The sequence below is a fragment of the Paracoccus yibinensis genome (genome assembly GCF_030846195.1).
Classification (GTDB): Bacteria; Pseudomonadota; Alphaproteobacteria; order Rhodobacterales; family Rhodobacteraceae; genus Paracoccus; species Paracoccus yibinensis.
The window spans coordinates 621,943-644,113 of sequence record NZ_JAVCWH010000002.1 but is presented as its reverse complement, the minus strand read 5'-3'; the positions used below and the strand labels follow the sequence as shown (position 1 = coordinate 644,113).

The window sequence follows — 22,171 nt, the reverse complement described above, 5'->3', positions numbered from 1 at the left end:
CAAGATGCCACCCTGCGCGCGGACGCGCCGGTTGTTCGAAGCCCGCTGGATAGATCAGACGGTTCCCGCCGTCAACCGATAAGGCGGATAATGGTGCAAACCGCTTTATTCCTTGGCAGGAACCTGCGAGAGATCACATTCGTTTGATGTGCAAACCACGCCGGTCAGGCTGAAACACGCGCCATCCCGGGCGCTGACGATCAAAATTACATGAAGCTGAATACGATCTCTGGCCGATTCGCCGCATTGACGATCATCTTCGTCATGCTTGCCGAAGTGCTGATCCTTCTTCCGGCCCTGGCCAGCTTCCGGCTGGACTATCTCGAATCGCGGCTGGAACGCGGCCAGATCGCCAGCCTTGCGGTGCTGGCATCGGACGAATCGCTGGCCGACGATCTGGAATCGGAACTGTTGCAGAATGCCGGGGTCTTCAACGTCGTGCTGCGCCGCAACGACATCCGGCAACTTGTCCTGCAGTCAAAGCTTCCCGGACCGGTGGCAGAGACCTATGACTTGCGAGAGCAGGGGGTGGTCCAGTCCATCGACGACGCCTTGCGCGCCCTTCTCAATCGCAGGAACGAAGTGATCCGCGTCATCGGCGCTCCCGTCAATCAGGCGGGCCAGCTGATCGAGATCACGATGGAAACCCAGTCCCTGCGGGACAGCATGATCGACTTCGGAGTTCGCTTGCTGGTGCTGTCTGCCGCCTTCTCGATCCTGACGGCGATTCTGCTGAACCTCGCCGTGCAGCGGCTGGTCCTGGTGCCGATCCGCCGCGTCATCAGCCACATGGTGTCCTATGCCCAGGCGCCCGAGGATCCGCGCCACATCATCACCCCTGACGCCAGGCTGGCCGAGTTGCGCGATGCCGAGGCCGCGCTGGAGGCGATGCAGAAGACCGTGACCTCGTCGTTGAAGCAGCGCGAACGCATGGCTCAGTTGGGCGAGGCGGTGGCCAAGATCAGCCATGACCTGCGCAATATCCTGACCACTGCGCAGATCTTTGCCGACCGGCTGGAAGACAGCGGCGATCCCAAGGTCAGGCGCGCCGCGCCCAAGCTGGTCAACTCGATCAGCCGTGCCGTGAACCTGTGCGAGACCACCCTGGCCTTCGGCCGGGCCGAGGAGCCTGCGCCCACCTTGTCCCGGTTCAACCTGGCGCAATTGGCCGCCGAGGTGGTCGAAGCCGAAACGCTGGCGGGCACCGGCGACGTCAGGGTCGAATTCCTGACCGACATTCCCCCCAGCATGACGATCCGCGCCGACCGCGACCAGTTGTATCGCGTGCTGGCGAACCTGACCCGCAATGCCCGCCAGGCCATCGAGGGCACGGGTCAGCCCGGCACCGTGGAAATCGGCGCGGGCGAGAGCGACAGCGACTGGTGGATCCGCGTGGGCGATACCGGGCCGGGCCTGCCGGAAAAAGCCCGCGAATACCTGTTCAAGCCCTTCGCGGGCAGCGCGCGCAAGGGCGGCACCGGCCTGGGCCTGACCATCGCGGCAGATCTGGTGCGCGGTCACGGAGGTCGTCTGGATCTGGTTCGCAGCGACAGCGAGGGCAGCGAATTCATGATCCATATCCCCCGCGACATGGCGATCCTGCCCATGCGCCGCATGGCCGGAGGGCGATAAAATCGAGGGGACGGCGTTTTTTGCGCCGCCCCCTCTTGCATCCCCCGGATCAGGGGGCTACATGACCGCCCTACGACGGACCCGTAGCTCAGCTGGATAGAGCACCAGACTACGAATCTGGGGGTCGGGCGTTCGAATCGCTCCGGGTCCGCCATTTGAAACAAGGGCTTAGGCATCGCTGCCTTGGCCCTTTTTTCTTGCGAACTTCTACCAGACAGGTTTTTGAACGAAGCCCCGCTTTGACGGGCATGCAGGGCATCTGCGTGCCGCGACTATGACGCCGGAAGGTGATTCTGGCGACCGGCTTGCAGCGCATTGCAGGGGGGCGGGTATGGCGGGACAGGATGCCGAAGTGATCCCGAAATTGCGGGATTTCCATCGAGATGTGCTTTGCTGACACTCCGCACCGGTGCCGCGGGCGGGATCGGGACGCTGTTCGCAACCACCTCTGTCTGCCCGATCGTCGATAATGGAGGCTCCTGCGCCAGCGGGGCTGACCCGCACCCAAACCTGGTCAATCGGGATTTCGGGAAGCATGGCGGGCGGGCGCCCGGGACGCGGCGGTTCGAATCGCCGGGGGTCCGCAAGTCCCCTGTATCTTCAGAAAATCCCGGTCAGATACAGGATAACGATGACGATGACCGGAACGCCCAGCCACCAGGCAAAAAGTCCTTTCATGGAAACCTCCTTACAGTATGTAGTTGCAAGGCCAACGTCACCCGGATGGCCGGGTTCCGAAGGTCTGGTCGGTCTTCAGGATCTGTGGCCGATCCGCTATAGCCGCCCAAGGTCGCCTGCGGTTTTTCATGATCTATCGTGCCACTGCCCACATGCTTGAAGCGGCGCTTCGCCTGCGGGCCAAGGCCGGCGGGTCGGATACGTTGCGGCAACGGCTGGCGCTGGAGGCGCTGGGACCGGCGGATATCTGGTTTCACGGGGCCTCGGTCGGCGAACTGACCTCGGCTCGGCCGGTCGTTGAGGCCCTGGCGCAGACGCACCGGGTTCTGGTGACGGCGAACAGCGTCACCGGGCGCGACATGGCTGCGGGCTGGGGGATGGAGGCGCGGCTGGCGCCCTTCGATCTGCCGGGGGCCTTGTCGAGGTTTCTGGCACAGGTCGCGCCGCGATTGCAGGTCACGGTCGAATCCGAATTCTGGCCCTTGCGGTCCCAGGCCCTGGCCGATCTGGGGATTGCCCAGGCGGTGATCGGCGCGCGCCTGTCGCAGCGCTCCGCATCCCGCTGGGCGCATCTGCCTGGTTTGATCGGGCAGGTCCTGGGACGGCTTGCGGCACTGTCCGCCCAGGATGCGGACAGCGAGGCGCGGCTGCGTTCGCTGGGCTTGCCCGATGCCGCGGTGCTGCCGCGCCTGGATTTGAAGCTGCTGACGCCTGCCGGGATCGCGCCGTCCGAACCTTCGGCGGCGCGCGACCGGATCTTGCTGGCCGCCTCGACCCACGAGGGAGAGGAGGCGGATGTCCTGGATGCCTGGCAGCAGGCGCGCCAAGGCGTCCCCGGTCTGCAACTGATCCTGGCTATCCGCCATCCGCAGCGCGGAGACGAGGTGGCCGGTTTGCTGCGGCACCGTGGGATCGCTTTCCAGCGCCGCTCGGACGGCGGGTCCGGGGGCGATGTCCTGCTGGCCGATACCTTGGGGGAAATGGACCGCTGGTACGCGGCGGCAGGGCTGTGCTTCGTGGGCGGGTCGTTGACCGACCGGGGCGGCCATACCCCGTGGGAGCCTGCGGCCCACGGCTGCGCGATCCTGCATGGCCCGCATGTCGGCAATTTCCGCGATGCCTATGCCGTCCTGGACCAGGCAGGCGCGGCAGTGGGGGTCGATGCTGCCAGCCTGTCCGATCAGGTGATCCGGCTGGCGGCCGATCCGGCGCAGGCCCGGCGGATGGGCGGGGCGGCGCGGCAGGTGCTGGACGACCGGGCGGGCGATCCGGCAGCCTTGATCGCACGTCTGCGGGAACTTGCAGGCACGCCTCGCTGACCCGATATAGACAGGGGAAGGGAAAAAGGTCCGAACGATGATCCGCTATGCTTTGCGCTGTGACCAGGGCCATGATTTCGATGGCTGGTTCCGCTCGTCCGAGGCGTTTGACACGACTCGGGCGGCCGGTCACGTCGCCTGCACGCAATGCGGGTCGGCCAAGGTCGAAAAGTCGCTGATGGCCCCGGCGGTGCCTGCCGCCCGGAAAGGCGATACGGCCATGACCCCGGCCGAGGCGGCGCTGCACGCCCTGCGCCAGCAGGTCGAGGCGAACAGCGATTATGTGGGCCTGAAATTCGTCGATGAAGCGCGCGCCATGCACGAGGGCCGCACCCCCGCCCGCGCGATTCATGGCGAGGCGAAGATCGAGGAAGCCCGCAAGCTGATCGAGGAAGGCGTGCCGGTCGCGCCCTTGCCCTTCGTCCCGCGCCAGAAGACGAACTGATCGCCGAACGGGCGGCCGCCCCCTTTCCGCCCTTGCCCTTTCGTTACCCCGCCCCTAAAAGCCGCGCCGACAGAAACCCTTGGCTGGAGGCCCGCGATGCCGCTTCTGGTGATGAAATTCGGCGGCACCTCGGTCGCGGACCTGGACCGCATCAAGAACGCCGCCCTGAAGGTGCAGCGCGAGGTCGAGCGCGGCTATGACGTGATCGTCATCGTCAGCGCCATGTCCGGCAAGACCAATGAACTGGTGGGCTGGGTCGAACAAACCTCGCCCCTGTTCGACGCGCGCGAATACGACGCGGTGGTCAGTTCGGGCGAGAACGTGACGGCGGGCCTGATGGCGCTGACCTTGCAGGAAATGGGCGTGCCCGCGCGGTCCTGGCAGGGTTGGCAGGTGCCGATCAACACCACCGCGCAGCACTCGGCGGCGCGGTTCGTGGACATCCCGCGCGCCAATATCGACCAGAAGTTCGCGGAAGGTTTCAAGGTCGCCGTGGTGGCGGGCTTCCAGGGCCTTGGCCCGGACGGGCGCATCACCACGCTGGGCCGGGGCGGGTCGGACACGACCGCCGTGGCCTTTGCCGCGGCTTTCGCGGCCGAACGCTGCGACATCTATACCGACGTGGACGGCGTCTATACGACCGACCCGCGCATCACCACCAAGGCCCGCAAGCTGGACAAGATCGCCTTCGAGGAGATGCTGGAACTGGCGTCCCTGGGTGCCAAGGTCTTGCAAACCCGCTCGGTCGAGCTGGCCATGCGCTACAAGGTGCGGCTGCGCGTGCTATCCTCGTTCGAGGATACGGACGAGAATTCTGGCACCCTCATCTGTGCCGAGGAGGAAATCATGGAATCGAAAGTCGTCAACGGCGTCGCCTCGTCGCGCGATGAAGCCAAGATCACCCTGGTCACGGTCGAGGACCGGCCCGGCATTTCCGCCGCCATCTTCGCGCCCCTGGCCGAGGCGGGCGTGAACGTGGACATGATCGTCCAGAACATCTCGGAAAAGGACTACGAGGATCATCCCGGTTCCGTCACCGACATGACCTTCTCGGTCCCGATCAACCAGGTCGAGCGTGCCAAGCGCGCGATGGAGGAAGCCAAGGCTTCGGGCCAGATCGCCTATGACGAACTGGTCGTCGATACCGAGGTCGCCAAGGTCAGCGTCGTGGGCATCGGGATGCGCAGCCATGCGGGGGTGGCTGCGAAGATGTTCAAGGCGCTTGCCGATGAAAACGTCAACATCAAGGTCATCGCCACAAGCGAGATCAAGATTTCGGTGCTGATCGACCGCAAATATATGGAACTGGCCGTGCAGGCGCTGCATGATGCCTTTGGCCTGGAAGCGGCCTGATATCTTCCTGACGGCGTGCCGGACGGCACCTGCGGGGCAAAGCAAGGCAGGGCAGGCAGGCGATGCAAGACCGCAAGGACAGCGACTCGCGCAAGCTGTTGCAACGGTTGAAGGAAATCCTGGCTGCCCCCGGCGGCGGCCAGGACCGTCTGGACCAGATCACCCATCACATCGCCGATTCGATGGGCACGCAGGTCTGTTCGATCTATCTGTTCCGCGACGCTGATACCCTGGAACTGTGCGCCACCGAAGGGCTGCGGCCCGAATCCGTCCACCGCACCCGCCTGCGCCTGGGCGAAGGGCTGGTCGGCCGCGTCGCCCGCACGGGGCGCAACGTCAACACCGCCGACGCGCCGTCCGAACCCGGCTTCCGCTTCATGCCCGAAACTGGCGAGGAGGTGTTTCCCAGCTTCCTGGGCGTGCCGATCCAGCGGGTCGGCGAACGGCTGGGCGTGCTGGTGGTGCAGTGCCGCGAGGCGCGGCTGTTTTCCGAAGACGAGATCTATGGCCTGGAAGTGGTGGCCATGGTTCTGGCCGAGATGACCGAACTGGGCGCCTTCCAGGGCAGCCAGTCCGACAGCCTTCCCCCCAAGCACCGCTTTCCGCTGATGATCCGGGGCGGAACAGGCCAGGAAGGCGCGGCCGAAGGGCGTGTCTGGCTGCACGAGGCGCGGGTGGTCGTCACCAACCCGGTGGGCGACGATCCCGACCGGGAACTCGTGCGGCTGCACGAAGGCGTGGACATGCTGCGCAGCACGGTCGACAGGATGGTCGCCGCCGCCGACATGGGCGGCGAGGGCGAACACCAGGCCGTTCTGGAAACCTATCGGATGTTCGCCCATTCGCGCAGTTGGCTGAAGCGGATGGAGGAAGACATCCTTCTGGGCCTGTCGGCCGAGGCCGCGGTGGAAAAGGAACAGTCCGCCGCCCGTGCCCGGCTGGAAATGGCCGCCGATCCTTATCTGCGCGACCGGCTGCATGATCTGGACGACCTGTCGAACCGGCTGTTGCGCATCTTGACGGGGCAGGGGGCCGATACCGGGGCGGAAATGCCCGACAACCCGATCCTGGTCGCCCGCAACATCGGCCCGGCGGAACTGCTGGAATACGGCCGCCGCCTGAAGGGCGTCGTGCTGGAGGACGGATCCGTCGGCAGCCACGCTGCCATCGTCGCCCGCGCCCTGGCAATCCCGCTGGTGATTCACGCGCCCCGTATCACGACCGAGGCGCTGAACGGCGACACGATCCTGGTCGATGGCGATCAGGGCATCGTGCACCTGCGCCCCGAAGAAAGCGTCCACAAGGCCTTCCTGGACAAGATCGCCATGCAGGCCGAGGCGCAGAACCGCTATGCCAGCCTGCGCGGCCTGCCCGCGACGGGCACCTGCGGGACGACCATCCAGCTTTACATGAACGCGGGCCTGATGGCCGACCTGCCGTCGCTGGCGGGATCGGGGGCCGAGGGCGTGGGCCTGTTCCGCACCGAATTGCAGTTCCTGATCCGCAACCATGTTCCCCGCCGGGGCGAACTGGCGGAACTTTACCGCCGCGTCATGGACAACGCCCAGGGCAAGCCGGTGATGTTCCGCACGCTGGACATCGGGTCGGACAAGGTGCTGCCCTACATGAAGCCGCAGGACGAACCGAACCCGGCGATGGGCTGGCGCGCGATCCGCGTGGGCCTGGACAAGCGCGGCGTGCTGCGGATGCAGTTGCAGGCGCTGATCCGCGCATCCGTCGGGCGGCCGCTGCACGTCATGTTTCCTTTCATCGCCGACATCGGCGAATACGAAGCCGCCTACAAGATCCTGATGCAGGAACTGTCGCGCGAACAGCGGCTGGGCCACCCCATGCCCACCGACATCCGCGTGGGCGCCATGCTGGAAACGCCGTCACTGGCCTTCGCGCCCCGGAAGTTCTTCGAGATGTGCGACTTCATCTCGATCGGCGGCAATGACCTCAAGCAGTTCTTCTTCGCCGCCGACCGGGAAAACGAACGGGTGCGGCGGCGTTACGACACGCTCAGCTCGTCCTTCCTGCTGCTGCTGCGCCAGATCGTCGCGCGCTGCGAGGAGGCGCGCGTGCCCCTGTCCTTCTGCGGCGAGGATGCGGGCCGCCCGGTCGAGGCACTGACCTTTGCCGCCCTGGGGATCCGGCGGCTGTCGATGCGCCCGGCCTCCATCGGTCCGGTCAAGCACCTGATCCGCCGCGTCTCGATCGAGGATCTGCGCCGGCTTATCGACGAGGGGCTGGATTCGGGAATGCCGAACCTGCGCCGTCCCGTCACCGAATGGCTGGCGCGTCAATAGGCGGAAAGCCGCGAAACCGGGCAGTGCCCGGCCCCCTGCGGCGATCGACCCGGTCCCGCCACCTTCGGCTTGCGCCTTGCTGCGGCAGCGCGGCATCCTTATAATGAAACGGTTTTTGGCAACCATCACCCGATATGAAACGCCGTCATTTTCTCAACGCAGCCACCGCCTTGGCCGCAGGAGGGTCGTTCTTGGCCATTCCTGCGCAGGCGCAGACAGCACCGGACGGGGCGGCACCAGCCGAGGGCGGGACGAATGCTCCTCCGCCTGCGCCCACCACGACCTTCGGGTTTGAGGAGGTCGCATCCCTGGCTGCGGAACGCGCCACGCGCGTCTACGAACAGCCGGTGGCCGAACAGGTCGGCAGCTTCGCCAACCTGACCTATGACCAGTATCGTGGCATCCGGTTCCGCCGCGACCGTGATCCCTTCGCAGGCAATCCCCTGTTCGGAATGGACCTTCTGCCGCCGGGCGCGATCTTCTATGAGCCGGTGAATATCAGCATCGTCCGTGACGGCGTGCCGCATCGCCTTGAATTCGACCCGTCGATGCTGGAATTCGACCCGTCGCAATTTCCCGATGGCGCGGACTTGGAAACCAGGGGAGAGATGGGTTGGTCGGGTTTCCGGCTGCGCACGATCCTGAACCGGCCCGGCGTGATGGACGAATTCCTGGTCTTTCAGGGCGCCACCTATTTCCGCGCCGTGGCGCGCGGCACGATCTATGGCCTGTCGGCGCGCGGGCTGGCCATCAAGACCGGCAGCCCGGATGGCGAGGAGTTTCCGCTGTTCACGGATTTCTGGATCCAGGAACCCACGGAAGGGTCGGGCTGGGTGCGCATCTATGCGCTGCTGGACAGCAAGTCGGTGGCGGGCGCCTATCAGTTTGATGTCAATCCGGGCGCCGTGACGATGGTGCGCACCCGCGTGGCGCTGTTCCCGCGTGTCGATCTGCAGAACACCGGGTTGGCGCCCTTGACCTCGATGTTCTGGTTCGGGCCGCCCAGCCGCCGCGAGGTGGACGACTATCGCCCTGCCGTCCATGACAGCGATGGCTTGCAGATGCACACGGGCGCGGGCCAGGCGCTGTGGCGCACGCTTGGCGCGCACAAGACCTTGCAGATCTCGTCCTTCGTGGACAACAATCCCCGCGGTTTCGGCCTGGTCCAGCGCAGCCGCGATTTTGACCATTATCAGGACGCCGAGGCGCTGTATCACCTGCGCCCCTCGGCCTGGATCGAACCCGAGGGCAACTGGGGCGAGGGCGAGGTGCGCCTGGTCGAAATCCCCGTCGAGAACGAGTTCAACGACAACATCGTCAGTTACTGGGTGCCCAAGGAACCGCTGGAAAAGGACAAGCGCCACGAATTCCAGTATCGGCTGATCTTCGCGCCTCTGCCTGCCAACGACCTTCCCCTGGCCAAGGTGCGCCAGGTCCGCAGCGGACAGTCGATCAATTCCCCGGCCGCGCGCAGCGTGATCGTCGATTTCGACCTATCGCTGTTTTCAGACACCATGCCGGAATCCCGGGTCACGACCTCGGCCGGGACCATTGTCCATGCCTATCTGAAGCCCCTGGAGGAACAGGGGGTGCTGCGCCTGGCCTTTGAATTCGAACCGGGTGACGCCACGCTGGCCGATCTGCAGGCCGTGTTGGTCAGCCCGGAGGGCGTGGCGCAAAGCGAAACCTGGCTTGCACGCTGGACCGCATGAGCCTGGCCGACGCGCGTTCCGCAGACCTGGTGCAGATGCCGGCGACTCCGCCTGAATCCCCGCTGGCCATGCCGGTGCAGGATTTCCAGGCCCGGCCCGGCCTGGCCTTTCCGCGCCTGCGCAACGGGTGGCGCGTCTGGATGGCGCGGCTGGTGGCGTTCGGCGGCACGGCCGCCATCGCCGTCATCGGGTTTCAGCAGATGCTGCGGACGTTCGGCGACAGCCCGACGCCGATGCAATGGGCGCTGCTGGTGCTGTTCGTGCCGACCTTTGCCTGGGTGGGGTTTTCCTTCTGCAATGTGCTGGCCGGACTGTTCGCATCCCGCCTGACGACGCCGCAGGGACCGAATGACGCGCGCCTTGCCGTCGTCATGCCCATCTATCACGAGGACGCGCAGAAAAGCATCGGCCTGCTGACCGCGCTTGCCCGGGAACTGGAACGCGAGGGCATGGCCGACCGAGCCGAGATCTTCGTGCTGTCGGACAGCCGCGACCCGGTGATCGCCGTGAACGAAACCATGGTTATCGACGCGGCGCGCAAGATGTCGCCCCTGCCCATCTGGTATCGCCGCCGCATCACGAACGAGGATCGCAAGACCGGCAACATCGGCGACTTCATCCGCCGCTGGGGCGGGCGCTATGACCAGATGGTGGTGCTGGACGCCGACAGCATCATGACCGGCGCCACGATCCGCGAACTGTCCGCCCGGATGAACGCCGATCCGCGGCTGGCGCTGATCCAGACCATGCCGATCCTGGTCGGGGGCGAGACGATCTTCGCCCGCCTGACCCAGTTCGCGGGCCGTGTCTATGGGCCCATGATCGCACGCGGGGTGTCGGCCTGGTCGGGCGACACGGGCAATTTCTGGGGCCACAACGCCATCATCCGGCTGCCTGCCTTCGCGGGGTCTTGCGGGCTTCCGCGCCTGCCGGGCAGGCCGCCCTTCGGCGGGACCATCCTGTCCCATGACTTCGTGGAGGCGGCGGCGCTGTGCCGCGCCGGCTGGAAGGTGCGGCTGGACCACGACCTGCGCGGCAGCTTTGAAGGCTGCCCGCCGACGCTTCTGGACATGGCGGTGCGCGAACGCCGCTGGGCGCAGGGCAACCTGCAGCATTCCCGCCTGTTCGGAATGCGCGGCGCGCGGGCCGTAACGCTTGCGCATTTCACCATCGGCATCCTGGGCTTTCTGATGAGCCCGCTGTGGCTGGCCCTGATCCTGGTGGGCCTGGTCCTGTCGGCCACGGTTCTGCTGTCCACGCCCGAATACTTCCCCACCGCCTATCAACTTTTCCCCGACTGGCCGGTCTTCGATGCCCGTCGGATGCTGTGGCTGTTCGTGGTGTCGATGGCGCTTCTGCTGCTGCCCAAGCTGATCGCGACCTTCCGTGCCTGGATGCGGCCCCTGGCCCGCAACTCTGGCGGACCGGTGCGCATCTTTGCCAGTTCCCTGTTCGAGATCCTGCTGTCCGCCCTGATCGCCCCCGTGCAAATGCTGATCCAGACGCGCCAGATCTACGAGATCCTGCGCGGTCGGGACAGCGGCTGGAATGCCCAGGTTCGGGCGGGGTCCATGCCCGACTGGAACGTCGTCATTGCGCGACACTGGGTCCATGTCGGCCTTGGCATCGGCACGCTGATCGTGCTGGCGCAGTTCTCGCCCGCGCAGTTGATCTGGCTGTCGCCGATCCTGGCCGGGCTGATCCTGTCGCCCGTCACCTCGCGCTATTCGGCAAGCCCGGTCTTCGGGCGCTGGGCGCGGATGCGCGGGCTGCTGGTCACCCCCGAGGAACGCGATCCGCCCGCGATCCTGTCGGATGCCAGCGCCGTGGTCCGGTCCATGCCCCGTCCTCTGAAGGGCGCGCCGGATCTGTTGCGGTTCGGCGGCCAGCCCGACCGGATCGACCGTCACATCGCGCTGTTGCCTGACAACCCCGCCTTGCCCGAGGACAAGCGCCTGCACCGCATCACCGCAGGCGCCAAGATCAGCCATGCAGGCAGCAGGACTCAGGCGCTGGATTATCTGACCCGCGACGAAACCGACGCGCTGGTTTCCGACCCCGCCCTGCTGCGGCAATGGAGCGTCCTTCCCTCATGAAGCGTCTCATCGCTCTGGACATGCTGCGCGGCTACGCGCTGGTCTGCATCATGTTGGATCACATGCCAATTTCGGCGCTGCGGTCCTTCACGCTGGCGAATTTCTCGATCTTCGACGCGGCGGAACTGTTCGTGCTGCTGTCGGGCTTCCTGGTCGGCATGGTCTGGCTGTCGGTCGAGACAAAGCAGGGCCGCCGCGCCGCGCAATGGCGCTTTGCCCGCCGCGCCTTCGAGGTCTGGCGCGCCCTGGTCTTTGGCGGGATCCTGATGGCGCTGGTGTCTGCCGGGCTGTTGGCCCTGGACATGGACCACACCGCGATCTGGCACCAATATGCCGTCTGGGTGATCGAAAACCCGATCGGCTTCTTCGGCGTGCTGGCAACGATGTGGTTGCAGCCGAACCTGCTGGACGTGCTGGCCGTCTATGTGATCCTGCTGGCCTCGGTTCCTGTCGTCGTGCCGCTGTTGCTGCGTTATCCGGTGGGTTTTGCGGCGGCTTCGTTTTCGCTGTGGTGCTTTGCCCCGGTGCTGAACGCCTTTGTCCCCAACCACCGCCTGGGCGGGCTGCTGTTCAACCCCTTCGGCTGGCAGATGCTGTTCTTCTCCGGCATCGCAATGGGCCTGTTCCGCACGCAGGCGATGCCCGTGCTGATGGAACACCGAAAATTGCTGACGGTCCTGTCCACGGGCATGTTCCTGTTCGGCACCGCCATCATCATCGGCGCCAAGATCGGGGAACCCGCGCTGCCCTTCCGCGACGCCCTGCGCCTGATCTATGGGGGCGAGATCGGCAAATGGGATCTGGACGGCACCCGTTATATGGCAATCATGGGCGCAAGCTGGCTGGTTGCCGTTCCCCTCGCCGGCATCATGGAGCGCATGGCCGCAAGCCGTCTGGGCGTCGCCCTGCAACAGATCGGCCGGGGCGGACTGTTTTCATTCCTCGCCTGCGTGCTTCTGTCGGTCCTGGGCGATGCCTTCCAGATGAATCCGGCTGATCAGGGAATCCTGCGCCGCATGGCCGTCGATGTCTGGGCCATGGTGGCGCTGTGGTGGGTTTCCGCGCTGTGGCTGACCTATGGCACGCCATGGCAGCTTTCCGTTCGGTTGCGCCGTCAGGCGAAAGGCTGACTGACGGCTTTCGGGCAAATTTGGGAAGTTCCTGGAGGCGGGTACCGGAATCGAACCGGTCTTCACGGATTTGCAATCCGCTGCGTAACCTCTCCGCCAACCCGCCGCCGTGAGGTTCGCATGCCATAAAGGATCGCCGGACCGCTTGCAAGCGGGGAACGTGCGGCGTTGCGAGAGGTCCGAAATCGTGGCAATAAGCCTGAAACGGCTCGCAGAGGTTCCCAAAGATGAGCGATTTCGCCGCGCGGCGCACCATGATGGTGGACACGCAGGTTCGCCCCAACGATGTTACCAAATTCCCCGTGATCGAGGCCATGCTGTCGGTCCCGATGGAAGATTTCGTCCCTCCATCGCGCCGGGCTGTCGCCTATTCGGGCGAGAATCTTGACCTGGGCGGCGGCCGGGTGCTGCTGGAGCCGCGAACCTTAGGCAAGATGATCGACATGCTGGATCTGCAGCCCGACGACATGGTTCTGGATCTGGGCTGCGGCTATGGCTATTCCTCGGCCGTGCTGGCCTGTCTGGTGCAGACCGTCATCGCCATCGAGGAAGACGCCGACATGGCCGCAGAGGCCGAGCGCCGCCTGAACGAGGCGGGCACCTTCAACGTGGCCGTCCTGAATGCCCCATTGGCCGAGGGTGCGCCCAAGCAGGCCCCCTATGACGCGATCCTCATCAATGGCGGCGTCGAGGAAGTGCCCGAGGCGATCCTGTCGCAACTGAAGGAAGGCGGGCGCGTTGCCGCGCTGTTCCTGGAAGGTGCGCTCGGCGTCGCTCGTATCGGACATTGCCACGGGGGACGGATCGTCTGGCGCTATGCCTTCAACGCCGGTGCGCCGCTGCTGCCGGGCTTCGAGCGCGCCCGGAGTTTCTCGTTGTGAGGGGGCGCGGCGCCCTTTCCGGGATCGCACTGGCGGCAACGATCGCCCTTGGCGGGCAGGCCGCGCAGGCCGAATCGCTGGCGGACACGATGGTCGCGGCCTATCGCCATTCCGCGCTGATCGAACAGAACCGCGCCGTTCTGCGCGCCGCGGACGAGGAGGTCGCCGCAGCCATCGCCGCGTTGCGCCCCGTGGTGCAATGGACCGCCAGCCACACCGTCCAGCGGGCCGAGGGGCTGAGCGGCTATACGACCGCGCGGACGACATCGCTGCAGATCGGCGCGCAGATGACGCTGTATGACTGGGGCCGGTCGCAGCTTGCCATCGATGCGGCCAAGGAACAGGTCCTGGCCACCCGGCAGGGGCTTGTGGCGGTCGAGCAGGACATCCTGCTGGCGGCGACGGTGGCGTTCTTCGACATCAAGCAGGCCGCAGAGCGAGTCGCCTTGCAGCAGAACTCGGTCGAGGTTCTGACCCGCGAACGCCAGGCCGCGCAGGACCGTTTCGACGTGGGCGAGATCACGGTGACCGACGTGGCCCTGGCCGATGCGCAGCTGGCGCAGACGCAGGCGGGATTGGCCTCGGCGCAAGGCGACCTGGAAATCGCCCGAGAGGGGTATCTGGCCGCGACGGGGCGGTTGCCCGGACGACTGGATGCGCCCCCGCCGCTGCCGCGCCTGCCTGCCTCTGTCGATGAGGCGCGGGCTATCGGGCAACGCAACCATCCGCTGATCGCGCAGGCGCAGCGGCAGGCGGCGGCGGCCGAACTGGGCGTCGCCATCGCGGCGGCGGAACGCAATCCCACCCTGACCGGCAATATAGGTGTCGGCGTCACGCGCAGCCCGCAGACGCAATTGGGCGGTCAATATGACACCCGCGACAGCGCCTCGGTCGGGCTGGAATTGAACCAGACCATCTATTCTGGGGGACGTTTGTCCGCCGCGCATCGCCGCGCCATGGCGTTGCGCGACGAGGCGCGGGCCGTCTTGCTGAACGTTTCCCGCCGCATCAGCCAGCAGGTCGGCGAATCATGGGCCAATATCGACGTGGCGCGCGCCCAGATCAGCGCCATCGACGAACAGATCGCCGCCGCCCAGCAGGCCTACAACGGCGTTCGCGAGGAAGCGGCGCTTGGCGCGCGGACCACGCTGGACGTGCTGGACGCGGAACAGTCGCTGCTCGAGGCGCGGGCCGACAAGATCGCGGCGGAAGCCAATCTCCAATTAGCACATTATCAACTTCTGGCTGCTATGGGTCGTCTTACGGTAGAACACCTGAACCTGGGGATTCCGACATATGACCCTTCGCAGTATTACAACGCCGTGCGCGACGCGCCTTATACCAGCAAGCAGGGCGAAAGCCTTGACCGCGTGCTGCGCGCGATCGGGCGCGACTGACGTTCTGAACGGCGGGGGGTATCATGGCTGACCCCCGCTTCTCCCAAAACGCCGCCCGACTGTCCGAAGACATCGGCGATGTCCTGACAGCCATCCGGCGCATGATCGCGGATGACGACGCGCTCAGTTCGGCACGCGACAATATCCGATCCGGGCGGGGCGATGTGGTCCGCGACGATGCGGGCGAATTCCTGGCCCGGCGGTATGGCGGCAATGCGGCGCTGGCGCGGCAGATGGTCGAATCGGTCGCCCGTCCTGCTCCGGCCGCCCGTCCTGCCCCCGCCGCCGTCGAACCGGAGCGTGTCGAAACCCCTGCCATCCCGCAGTTCATCCTGAGGGCAAGGCCCGATGTCGCGCCGGTGGCGAACACCTCGCCCCTGCGGCTGGAGGCCGAGCGGCGGGTGGAGGAACCCGAGGCACCCAGGCTGTCCGGCTGGCGATCCTGGCTGCGCCCCGAGACGCGCGATGCCACGCCGCAGGTGGAACCCGAACCCGCTTCCGTTCCTTCCGCCATGCCCGGCAGCTTTCAGCAAGCGATCGAGGAGCCGGCCGACGATAGCGACGATTTTGCCGAAGCCTTCGACTGGAAGGCGCGGATGCGTCCCGAACTGGAGGAGCCGGTTCGCTTGGCCGAGGCCAAGCCCGCGGAACAGCGACTGTCCGGCTGGGCGCTGCCCCCGCAGGCGGCGATTGATCCGGTCGCCCAGTTGGCAGCCGAGGCCGAGGCATTCGATGCCGAAATGAGGTCCGAGGCAGAGTTGAACGACGAGGAGCAGAGCATCCGCGAACTGCTGCGGGAAATGGTGCAAGAGGAATTGAACGGAGAGCTTGGGCAGCGTTTCTCGGCCAATCTGCGCGCCGTGATCCGGCGCGAAATCGCCGCTGCCATCGACGCCCATTTGGACCGTTTCTGACCGGATGCGGGCAGCATCCTGCGGATGCTGCCCGGCGCTGTCTCAGCCCCGCGCCCTTTGCAGGGTCTTGGCCCACCAGGCCAGTTCCTCCAGCATCGCCTTCAGCGAACCTTCCAGATTGCTCTCGATCTCGCTCATCGGGGCGTCCGATCCCAGAGGCGACACCTTGAAGAAATCGCCCGCGCCGATATGGACGGCGTTGCGCAGGGGCACCATCTGAAGCTCGATCCCGATCAGGCGCAGGTGTTCCAGGGCGCGGGCGCCGCCCATGCTGCCATAGGCGAGGGCTGCGAAGGGCTTGCGGTTCCATTCCCTGTAGGCCTGATCCAGGGCATTCTTCAGCGCCCCCGTGATGGACCGGTTGTATTCCGCGACAACAAAGACAAAGCCGTCAAACCCCGCCAGCTTTTCCTGCCAGGCGACCGCATTCGGGTCGCTGGAGGGCATCCACAGGTTCGACGCGGGTTCGTTGAAGAAAGGCAGGTTCTGGTCGCGCAGGTCGATCAGGTCGAAGTCCAGGTCGGGATGATCCTTGACCTTGTCCATCAGCCACTGCGCCGGCTTGTCGGCAAAGCGGCTGTCGCGGGTAGAACTGATGATGACGCCGATGCGGGGTTTGCTCATGGAAGATGTCCTTTCATGGGGAATGGCCCGGCCAGCCTAACGCCTGTTTGCAGGCGCGGTTCAGCTTTTTCGCAGGCAGCGATGCACAGCCTGTGCCGCATTCCCGCACATGCGCCCTTGCCTGGGGCGCGTGGCGGTGGTCTATAAATTCCCATGAAAAAGTCCGACAACCCCGCCGATCCCTTCAAGAAGGCCCTGACCGAGGCGACGCGCGCCCTGGCCAGCGACCGAGAGTTGAACGTGACCTTCAGCGCCGATCCGTCCGGCGTGGCGGGCGACACCATGCGCCTGCCGCAGGTCAGCCGCCGCATGGGCCGGGACGAGGTCTTGCAGGCGCGCGGCACCGCCGATGCCCTGGCGATGCGTCTGCGCCATCACGACGCAGCAACCCATGCCCGCTTCGCCCCCGCCGGCCCCATGGCGCGCGAACTTTACGAGGCCATGGAGACCGCGCGCTGCGAGGCGCTTGGCGCGCGCGACATGCCGGGAGCCTTGTCCAACATCGACGCGCGGATTGGCGCGGACGCGGACAAGAAGGGCTATGGCCAGATCAAGGCGCCTGCCGATGCGCCCCTGGCGGTGGCCGCCGGATACATCGTCCGGCAGGCGGCGACGGGCCGCGCACTGCCGTCCGGGGCGCAGCATGTGGCGGATCTGTGGCGCCCCTTCGTGGAGCAGCAGGCAGGCGCGTCCCTTTCCCATGTGAACGAGGTTCTGGCCGACCAGGCGGCGTTCTCGCGCCTGTCGCGGCAGGTGATCAGCGACCTGGGCTATGGCGACCAGCTTGGCGACGATCCCGACCAGCCGGACGAGGACGACGCCGACGAAAACGCCGAGCAGGATGAGGAAGCCGGCGACAACCAGTCGCGCGACCAGGATGACAGCGAGGACGCCGAGGCCTCGCCCGAGCGGTCGCAGGAACAGCAGCAGGACGAACGGCAGGCCCAGGTCAGCATGGACGACCAGTCCGACGAGCAACTGACCGACGAGGCCGAAATGCCTGAGTCGGAAACTCCGCCCGACCTGCCACCCCCGGTCAGCGAGGCGAGCGCGGATTACAAGGTGTTCGCCCAGCAATGGGACGAGGAAATCCGCGCCGAGGATCTGGCTGATCCCGCCGAGCTGGAGCGCCTGCGCGCCTATCTGGACAAGCAGCTTGAGCCGCTGCGCGGTGCGGTGTCACGGCTGGCCAACAAGTTGCAGCGCCGCCTGCAGGCCCAGCAGAACCGCAGTTGGGAATTCGACAAGGAGGAAGGCGTGCTGGACGCGGGCCGCCTGGCGCGTGTGGTGGCGAACCCGACCACGCCCCTGTCCTTCAAGGTGGAAAAGGACACCGAGTTCCGTGACACGGTGGTGACGCTGCTGATCGACAATTCGGGGTCCATGCGGGGCCGCCCGATTTCCATCGCGGCGATCTGCGCCGATGTCCTGGCCCGCACGCTGGAGCGGTGCAGCGTCAAGGTCGAGATCCTGGGCTTTACCACCCGCGCCTGGAAGGGGGGCCAGTCGCGCGAAGCCTGGTTGCAGGCGGGCCGTCCTGCGCAGCCGGGGCGGCTGAACGACCTGCGCCACATCATCTACAAGCCCGCCGATGCGCCCTGGCGGCGGGTGCGGCCGAACCTTGGGCTGATGATGAAGGAAGGGTTGCTGAAGGAAAACATCGACGGCGAGGCGCTGGAATGGGCACACAAGCGGCTGGTCCGTCGGACCGAGGCGCGCAAGATCCTGATGGTGATTTCCGACGGCGCGCCTGTGGATGATTCGACCTTGTCGGTCAATCCGGCGAATTACCTGGAAAAGCACCTGCGCGACGTGATCGCCATGGTGGAAAGGAAGCGGATGGTGGAACTGCTGGCGATCGGCATCGGCCATGACGTGACGCGGTATTATGAACGCGCGGTGACGATCACCGATGCCGACCAATTGGCCGGGGCGATCACCGAGCAACTGGCGGCGCTGTTCGATGCCGATCCGCGTAAGCGGGCGCGAGCCCTGGCACGTCGCGCCTGATGGCGTCCTGCGGTGGCAGGGGGCCGTCTGCCCCCTGCGGACGCCTGTGGCGTCCTACCCCCGAGGATATTTCAGCACAGAAGATGGGGCAGGGTGGCGCGGAATTTTGCGAGACCACCTGGCTGCCAGCCAAGCGCATGAAGGCGGTCGCAGGTCTGGACCCGCAAAGGCGCCGGATCCGCCCGGCCGGGCAGGGGGTGCGGGCAGCCCGTCAGCGCCTGCACCTCGGCCAGCAGATCGTGTCGGTCCAGGATCAGGTCGCTGCAATTCACCTGCGCGGGCGGGTCGTCCCGTTCCAGCAGCAGCAGGATCGCCTGCGCCAGGTCTTCGCCGTGAACCTCGGTCGCGATGCGGGGCGGGATGGGACAGCCGTTCAGAAAGTCGCCGAACAGGTCGCGCCATTTGCCGGGATGTCCATAAACGCCGGTGGCCCGGATCGCGGTTGCTGGCACGGGAAGGGTGGCCAGGTAAGCCTCGGCATCTGCCTTGACCTGGCCGTAAAGATTGGCGGGCCGGGCGGGCAGGTCGTCCGGCAGCGGGGTGCCCGGGGGATGGCCGTCATGGACCGCGCGCGAGGATAGAAAGACGATCCGCCCCACCCCGTCGCGAACAGCCGCGTCGCACAGGTGGCGGGTGCCGTCGCCGTTCAGGCGCAGGAAGCCTTCGGGATCATCGCCCTCGCCGCCGCGATAGCGGCCTGGGGCATGAGCGAAGGCGCAATGGATCAGAGCGTCATGGTCCGACAGGTCGGGGGCGTCGCCCAATTGAAAGCCGGTGCTGCGGTCCAGACGAGTCACCTGATGACCCGCAGCCAAGGCCGCGCGCAGGACAAAGCCCCCCACGATGCCGGAGGCGCCGGTCAGCGCGATGCGCATCAGGCAGCCGGGCGGACCTGGGCGGCCAGATCGGGAACGGGTTGGCCTTCCGCGATGGCGTGCCACAGGTCGATCAGGGGGCGCAGCAGATGGGTCTTGTCGTGGTCCTGCCACGGCTTTTCGTACTGGAAATGCAGGATGCGGATGTCTTCCCAGCTCCACAGCTCGGGCATGTTCATCCAGACATATTGCAGCATGTTATGGTGGATCGACAGCCCATGCCAGTCGGGGAAATAATCCTGAAGGAAGGTCTGGTCGGTGCGGCGCCAGAAGACGCCGGGCCGGTCCAGATGCGCCATCATTGCGTTGAAAGTGCGGATGTCGGGGCGCGCCGTGAACACGCCCGAGTTCATGCGGTGGAACCCGTCAAGTCCGTCATAGACATTGGGGGCCGCGCAGAATTCCGGCAGGTCGAACAGCTTTTCGACAGGGCGCAGCACCACGGCGTCGGCATCGATGAAGATGCAGCGGTCGTAATCAAGTTGCCACAGCCGCAGCTTGACGAAGTTGTCCAGCGGCGTGTGGAAATCGGGCTTGCCGCCCTGGGTGAAGGCCGCGCGCGCGTGCAGGGCGTCACGAGCATGGGCGCGGTCGAAGCTTTCCGAAGTGGGCAGCAGGTCCGCCGCAATCAGCCGGATGCCGTGCGCGCGCAGCCGGGCCAGATGCGCCGGACCAAGGCCTCGGTGCATCACCACCAGATCTGCGCGCGTTCCCGTCAGCTTCAGCGACCGCAGCAGCGCCTCGGCCCCCGGCAGGTAGTCGGGATTTGTCACCAGCGTGACATAAGCGTGGTCGGTCCGGGCGGCTGTTTCGGGCCGCAGGCCTTCGGGAAGGCTGTGATCGCTGTCGCGCAAGGCTGTCCGATACAGCGGCGAGATCCGGGTGGTGTCCATCGGCTATCCTGGGCAGTCCAAACAAGTCTGACAGCGGGTTGGTGCGACGTTATGGCAGTTTTGTAAACCGTCGATGACAGAACGCCGCGGCCTTTGCCATGGTTCAACCGCAGGCTAACCTGCGTGCATCAATCAAGGAAATGACCATGAGCCTGCCCACCCTCCTTTCAGACCGTCTGCGTGGCATCTTGGGAACACGTCTGTCCGAGACGACGGCGGACCGCGACCATCATGCGCAATCCGAGACCTTTCACCGGTCCCCGCCGCCCGATGCCGTGGCCTGGCCCGAGAACGCGGAGGAAGTGTCGGCGATCCTGTCCGCCTGCAACGAGGCGCGGGTGCCGGTGGTGGCCTGGGGAACCGGCACCTCGCTTGAAGGGCACGCCCTGCCGGTTCGGGGCGGCATCAGCCTGGATCTGTCGCGCATGGACAAGGTGGTCGAGGTCAGGGCCGAGGACATGCAGGCCAGCGTCCAGCCGGGCGTCACCCGAGAGGCGCTGAACACGGAACTGCGGGCGACGGGGTTGTTCTTTCCGGTCGATCCCGGCGCCAATGCGTCCCTGGGCGGCATGGCCGCGACGCGGGCCAGCGGGACGACGGCCGTGCGATACGGCACGATGCGCGACAACGTGCTGGCCCTGCAGGTGGTGCTGGCCGACGGGCGGATCATCCGCACAGGCACGTGGGCGGCGAAATCCAGCGCAGGTTACGATCTGACCGGGCTGTTCGTCGGGTCCGAAGGCACGCTGGGCGTCATCACCGAACTGACCCTGCGCCTGCACGGCCAGCCCGAGGAGGTGGCCGCCGCCGTCTGCGCCTTCGACAGCCTGGATCATGCGGTGGAATGCGTCAGCGCCACGATCCAGTCGGGGATCCCCATGGCGCGGATCGAATTCGTGGACGCGGCATCGGTCCGGGCCTTCAACCTTCACTCCGGCAGCGCCATGCCGGAACAGCCGCACCTGATGATCGAATTCCACGGCAGCCCCGGTGCCGTGCGCGAGGATGCTGCCCGCTTCGGCGAAATCGCGGCCGAGTTCGGCGCCGAAGGGTTCGACTGGGCCACCTCGCCCGAGGATCGCGCCCGGTTGTGGCGGATGCGGCACGGGGCCTATCACGCCTGCCTGGCCTTGCGGCCGGGGGCGTCGGGGATGGCCACCGATGTCTGCGTGCCGATGTCGCATCTGCCCGCCGCCGTCCATGCCGCAGCCCAGGACATTGCGGCCGAGGGGATGATCGGTCCCATCCTGGGCCATGTGGGCGACGGCAATTTCCATTCGCTTCTGCTGGTCGATCCCGCCAATGCCGACGAGATCGCGGCGGCCAAGCGCATCGCCACCCGCATGGCCGAACGCGCCCTTGCCGTCGGCGGCACGATCAGCGGCGAACATGGCGTCGGCCTTGGCAAGCGCGGCCTGATGCAGGCCCAGCATGGCGAGGGCTGGCACCTGATGGGCCAGATCAAGACGGCGCTGGATCCCAATGACATCCTGAACCCCGGAAAGCTGGTGCCCGACAGGAACTAGCCCGTTCGCCGGCAGTTGCCTTGTCAAGCCATCGGAGAAAACCCTATGTCCCACAACGACAATAACCCGCAACGTTCGGCCCGCCGCCATGTGCCGGCCCTGACCGCCCTTGCCATTGTCCTGATCGCCGCTTTCGTGGCCTTCATGGTGTTCAGGCCGGGCATGGACGAGCAGAACGAAGGCTTGGCAACCACGCCGCCGCCCGGCGACACGCCGATCACCAATGCCGAAGGGATCGACGGCACCGCGCCGCCGGTGGTCTCGCCCGAAGGCCTGCCCGAGCCCGAGGAAGGAGAGGTTCGCGGCACCGAAGCCGCTCCGGCGACGGAAAATGTTGCCCCTGCGACCGAGGATGCCCCTGTGGAGGCGAACTGACT

Annotated in this window: 17 protein-coding genes and 2 tRNA genes; 15 read left to right on the top strand and 4 right to left on the bottom strand. The window is 66.2% G+C overall.

What is annotated here, in order from left to right:
• The first annotated feature begins 210 nt into the window (after positions 1 to 210).
• From RAH32_RS06775 to opgC, 9 genes are all read left to right on the top strand, one after another.
• On the top strand, positions 211 to 1,632 hold the full coding sequence (locus tag RAH32_RS06775) for a sensor histidine kinase (RefSeq protein WP_306606346.1): 1,422 nt from the start codon (positions 211 to 213) through the stop codon (positions 1,630 to 1,632).
• Positions 1,633 to 1,709: 77 nt separating this feature from the next.
• Positions 1,710 to 1,786, top strand: a tRNA-Arg gene (locus RAH32_RS06770).
• Between the two features lie 652 nt (positions 1,787 to 2,438).
• The gene (locus RAH32_RS06765; protein WP_306606344.1) at positions 2,439 to 3,629 is read left to right on the top strand and encodes a 3-deoxy-D-manno-octulosonic acid transferase; all 1,191 of its coding nucleotides are present in this window, start codon (positions 2,439 to 2,441) and stop codon (positions 3,627 to 3,629) included.
• 37 nt (positions 3,630 to 3,666) lie between these two features.
• The gene (locus tag RAH32_RS06760) at positions 3,667 to 4,074 is read left to right on the top strand and encodes a DUF1178 family protein (protein ID WP_306606342.1); all 408 of its coding nucleotides are present in this window, start codon (positions 3,667 to 3,669) and stop codon (positions 4,072 to 4,074) included.
• A 96-nt stretch (positions 4,075 to 4,170) separates the two neighbouring features.
• On the top strand, positions 4,171 to 5,427 hold the full coding sequence (locus RAH32_RS06755; RefSeq protein ID WP_306606340.1) for an aspartate kinase: 1,257 nt from the start codon (positions 4,171 to 4,173) through the stop codon (positions 5,425 to 5,427).
• 62 nt (positions 5,428 to 5,489) lie between these two features.
• Positions 5,490 to 7,736, top strand: coding sequence for a phosphoenolpyruvate--protein phosphotransferase (gene ptsP, locus RAH32_RS06750; protein WP_306606338.1), 2,247 nt, complete (start codon positions 5,490 to 5,492; stop codon positions 7,734 to 7,736).
• A gap of 191 nt (positions 7,737 to 7,927) precedes the next feature.
• A complete protein-coding gene (locus RAH32_RS06745) occupies positions 7,928 to 9,448 on the top strand; it encodes an OpgD/OpgG family glucan biosynthesis protein (protein ID WP_306606336.1) in 1,521 nt (506 codons plus the stop codon).
• A complete protein-coding gene (gene mdoH / locus RAH32_RS06740) occupies positions 9,445 to 11,544 on the top strand; it encodes a glucans biosynthesis glucosyltransferase MdoH (RefSeq protein ID WP_306606335.1) in 2,100 nt (699 codons plus the stop codon). The genes RAH32_RS06745 and mdoH overlap by 4 nt, the downstream gene beginning before the upstream one ends.
• On the top strand, positions 11,541 to 12,674 hold the full coding sequence (gene opgC, locus RAH32_RS06735) for an OpgC domain-containing protein (protein WP_306606333.1): 1,134 nt from the start codon (positions 11,541 to 11,543) through the stop codon (positions 12,672 to 12,674). Before mdoH ends, opgC begins: the two co-directional genes overlap by 4 nt.
• Positions 12,675 to 12,706: 32 nt before the next feature.
• On the opposite strand, the gene RAH32_RS06730 is transcribed toward opgC, so the two are convergent.
• A tRNA-Cys gene (locus RAH32_RS06730) sits at positions 12,707 to 12,780 on the bottom strand.
• A gap of 121 nt (positions 12,781 to 12,901) precedes the next feature.
• Here RAH32_RS06730 and RAH32_RS06725 point away from each other — a divergent pair.
• The 3 genes from RAH32_RS06725 to RAH32_RS06715 are packed head-to-tail and all read left to right on the top strand — an operon-like array spanning position 12,902 to position 15,866.
• The gene (locus RAH32_RS06725) at positions 12,902 to 13,555 is read left to right on the top strand and encodes a protein-L-isoaspartate O-methyltransferase family protein (protein WP_306606331.1); all 654 of its coding nucleotides are present in this window, start codon (positions 12,902 to 12,904) and stop codon (positions 13,553 to 13,555) included.
• Complete coding sequence (locus RAH32_RS06720; RefSeq protein WP_306606329.1) at positions 13,552 to 14,952, top strand: TolC family outer membrane protein; 1,401 nt, start codon at positions 13,552 to 13,554, stop codon at positions 14,950 to 14,952. The genes RAH32_RS06725 and RAH32_RS06720 overlap by 4 nt, the downstream gene beginning before the upstream one ends.
• Positions 14,953 to 14,975: 23 nt before the next feature.
• Complete coding sequence (locus tag RAH32_RS06715) at positions 14,976 to 15,866, top strand: hypothetical protein (RefSeq protein ID WP_306606327.1); 891 nt, start codon at positions 14,976 to 14,978, stop codon at positions 15,864 to 15,866.
• A 42-nt stretch (positions 15,867 to 15,908) separates the two neighbouring features.
• Here the strand turns inward: RAH32_RS06715 and RAH32_RS06710 are convergent, their stop codons facing one another.
• Entirely contained in the window at positions 15,909 to 16,490 is a 582-nt protein-coding gene (locus RAH32_RS06710; protein WP_306606325.1) for an NADPH-dependent FMN reductase, read from the bottom strand.
• Positions 16,491 to 16,643: 153 nt separating this feature from the next.
• On the opposite strand from RAH32_RS06710, the gene cobT reads away from it, so the two are divergent.
• A complete protein-coding gene (gene cobT / locus RAH32_RS06705) occupies positions 16,644 to 18,500 on the top strand; it encodes a cobaltochelatase subunit CobT (RefSeq protein ID WP_306606323.1) in 1,857 nt (618 codons plus the stop codon).
• Between the two features lie 71 nt (positions 18,501 to 18,571).
• Here cobT and RAH32_RS06700 read toward each other — a convergent pair whose 3' ends face one another.
• A complete protein-coding gene (locus RAH32_RS06700) occupies positions 18,572 to 19,375 on the bottom strand; it encodes an NAD-dependent epimerase/dehydratase family protein (RefSeq protein WP_306606321.1) in 804 nt (267 codons plus the stop codon).
• Positions 19,375 to 20,268: a glycosyltransferase gene (locus RAH32_RS06695; RefSeq protein ID WP_306606319.1), complete on the bottom strand. Its 894-nt coding sequence runs from the start codon at positions 20,266 to 20,268 to the stop codon at positions 19,375 to 19,377. The genes RAH32_RS06700 and RAH32_RS06695 overlap by 1 nt, the downstream gene beginning before the upstream one ends.
• 146 nt (positions 20,269 to 20,414) lie before the next feature.
• Between RAH32_RS06695 and RAH32_RS06690 the strand changes: the two genes are divergently transcribed.
• Positions 20,415 to 21,794, top strand: coding sequence for an FAD-binding oxidoreductase (locus RAH32_RS06690; RefSeq protein WP_306606317.1), 1,380 nt, complete (start codon positions 20,415 to 20,417; stop codon positions 21,792 to 21,794).
• Between the two features lie 45 nt (positions 21,795 to 21,839).
• The gene (locus RAH32_RS06685; RefSeq protein WP_306606315.1) at positions 21,840 to 22,169 is read left to right on the top strand and encodes a hypothetical protein; all 330 of its coding nucleotides are present in this window, start codon (positions 21,840 to 21,842) and stop codon (positions 22,167 to 22,169) included.
• Positions 22,170 to 22,171 lie beyond the last annotated feature (2 nt).

Excerpts from the sequence above, each read along its gene's own strand:
- RAH32_RS06715 (WP_306606327.1), top strand. The coding sequence starts at position 14,976 with ATGGCTGACCCCCGCTTCTCCCAAAACGCCGCCCGACTGTCCGAAGAC.
- RAH32_RS06725 (WP_306606331.1), top strand. The coding sequence starts at position 12,902 with ATGAGCGATTTCGCCGCGCGGCGCACCATGATGGTGGACACGCAGGTT.
- RAH32_RS06755 (WP_306606340.1), top strand. The coding sequence starts at position 4,171 with ATGCCGCTTCTGGTGATGAAATTCGGCGGCACCTCGGTCGCGGACCTG.
- RAH32_RS06685 (WP_306606315.1), top strand. The coding sequence starts at position 21,840 with ATGTCCCACAACGACAATAACCCGCAACGTTCGGCCCGCCGCCATGTG.
- RAH32_RS06700 (WP_306606321.1), bottom strand. The coding sequence starts at position 19,375 with ATGCGCATCGCGCTGACCGGCGCCTCCGGCATCGTGGGGGGCTTTGTC.
- RAH32_RS06710 (WP_306606325.1), bottom strand. The coding sequence starts at position 16,490 with ATGAGCAAACCCCGCATCGGCGTCATCATCAGTTCTACCCGCGACAGC.
- RAH32_RS06695 (WP_306606319.1), bottom strand. The coding sequence starts at position 20,268 with ATGGACACCACCCGGATCTCGCCGCTGTATCGGACAGCCTTGCGCGAC.
- cobT (WP_306606323.1), top strand. The coding sequence starts at position 16,644 with ATGAAAAAGTCCGACAACCCCGCCGATCCCTTCAAGAAGGCCCTGACC.
- RAH32_RS06765 (WP_306606344.1), top strand. The coding sequence starts at position 2,439 with ATGATCTATCGTGCCACTGCCCACATGCTTGAAGCGGCGCTTCGCCTG.
- ptsP (WP_306606338.1), top strand. The coding sequence starts at position 5,490 with ATGCAAGACCGCAAGGACAGCGACTCGCGCAAGCTGTTGCAACGGTTG.
- RAH32_RS06690 (WP_306606317.1), top strand. The coding sequence starts at position 20,415 with ATGAGCCTGCCCACCCTCCTTTCAGACCGTCTGCGTGGCATCTTGGGA.
- opgC (WP_306606333.1), top strand. The coding sequence starts at position 11,541 with ATGAAGCGTCTCATCGCTCTGGACATGCTGCGCGGCTACGCGCTGGTC.
- RAH32_RS06775 (WP_306606346.1), top strand. The coding sequence starts at position 211 with ATGAAGCTGAATACGATCTCTGGCCGATTCGCCGCATTGACGATCATC.
- RAH32_RS06760 (WP_306606342.1), top strand. The coding sequence starts at position 3,667 with ATGATCCGCTATGCTTTGCGCTGTGACCAGGGCCATGATTTCGATGGC.
- mdoH (WP_306606335.1), top strand. The coding sequence starts at position 9,445 with ATGAGCCTGGCCGACGCGCGTTCCGCAGACCTGGTGCAGATGCCGGCG.